Origin of the sequence: Vibrio sp. 10N.261.52.A1 (assembly GCF_002876325.1) — a bacterium.
Taxonomy (GTDB): Bacteria; Pseudomonadota; Gammaproteobacteria; order Enterobacterales; family Vibrionaceae; genus Vibrio; species Vibrio chagasii.
Genome location: NZ_MCYD01001321.1, coordinates 1,841 through 2,775, shown reverse-complemented (window position 1 = coordinate 2,775; position 935 = coordinate 1,841). Strand labels below are relative to the sequence as shown.

The 935-nt window shown below is 44.7% G+C and carries 1 protein-coding gene; it reads left to right on the top strand.

What is annotated here, in order from left to right; genetic code table 11:
- A partial coding sequence (gene purU / locus BCT81_RS27315; RefSeq protein WP_102426492.1) for a formyltetrahydrofolate deformylase occupies positions 1-818 on the top strand: 818 nt, incomplete at its 5' end.
- Positions 819-935 lie beyond the last annotated feature (117 nt).

The window sequence follows — 935 nt, the reverse complement described above, 5'->3', positions numbered from 1 at the left end:
TACTAACACATTGTACTGATGCCCCAGGCCTCATCTCAAAAATCACCAACATTTGTTACAAACACCAACTCAATATTGTTCACAACAACGAGTTCGTAGATAACACCAGCGGCCACTTCTTTATGCGCACTGAGCTAGAAGGTTATTTCAATGATGAAACCTTTCTAGCAGACCTAGATCAAGCCCTGCCAGAAAATGCGAAGCGCAAGCTAGTAGACTCTTCTCGCAAGCGTATTGTTATTCTGGTAACGAAAGAAGCACATTGTCTTGGCGATATTCTGATGAAGAACTTCGATGGCAGTTTAGACGTGGAAATCGCAGCGGTTGTCGGAAACTACGACATTCTACAAAGCCTAACCGAGCGTTTTGACATTCCTTATCATCATGTTTCACACGAAGGTCTGAACCGTGAAGAGCATGAGCAGAAAATGCTGGAAGTGATTGACCAATACGAGGCTGATTACCTTGTTTTGGCTAAATACATGCGAGTACTGACTCCGGGATTTGTTGAAAAGTACAACCACAAGATCATCAATATTCACCACAGCTTCTTGCCAGCATTCATCGGTGCGAAACCCTACCAACAAGCGTATGAGCGCGGCGTAAAGATCATTGGTGCAACGGCGCACTTCGTGACGAACGATTTGGATGAAGGCCCAATCATTAAGCAAGACGTTATCCCTGTCGATCACAACTTCAGTGCGAAAGACATGGCGCAAGCGGGTCGTGACGTAGAGAAGAATGTTCTAAGTAAAGCGCTAAACAAGGTGATCAATGATCACGTGTTTGTTTACGGCAACAAAACTGTGATTCTGTAGGTTCGACACCTGTTAGAACCCAATAAAAAACGCGTAATAGGATCGCCCCATTACGCGTTTTTTGTATCTGGTTATCGAGTCCGTTGTTAGAGATTCCCAACTACGCTCCTTCGTCGC